1 protein-coding gene is annotated in these 337 nt (G+C 47.5%); it reads right to left on the bottom strand.

What is annotated here, in order from left to right; genetic code table 11:
• A partial coding sequence (locus HBA93_RS19755; RefSeq protein WP_221724421.1) for a TonB-dependent receptor domain-containing protein occupies positions 1 to 337 on the bottom strand: 337 nt, incomplete at both ends.

Genomic DNA, 337 nt, shown 5'->3' with positions numbered 1-337 from the left:
GGCCTCACCCTGGCTAAGCCCCTGAATATAATTGGCATAGACAGAAACATTATCTGTCGCCTTAAACAGCACACCAACAGCAGGCGTCACACGGCTTTCATCATAATCCACAGCCATCATATGGCTTGGCAACAGATATTGCTGGTTTTCAACACGCTGATATCGCGCCCCCGCAGTCACCTGCAAACGCTCATCAAACATGCTCACCGTATCGGAAAAGGCAAAACCGGTGAGCTTTTGTTCAATCCCGCCATAAGGGCCCATACTGTCAAAAATACTGACATCAGGAGCCGGACCAAAATCAATATTATGATAATTGGTCAGTGCCAAATTAGGC

Source organism: Ochrobactrum sp. SFR4 (assembly GCF_019730395.1).
In the GTDB taxonomy this organism is placed as follows: Bacteria; Pseudomonadota; Alphaproteobacteria; order Rhizobiales; family Rhizobiaceae; genus Pseudochrobactrum.
Note: the sequence above shows the minus strand (reverse complement) of the source record. Positions and strands in the feature narration are given on the sequence as shown.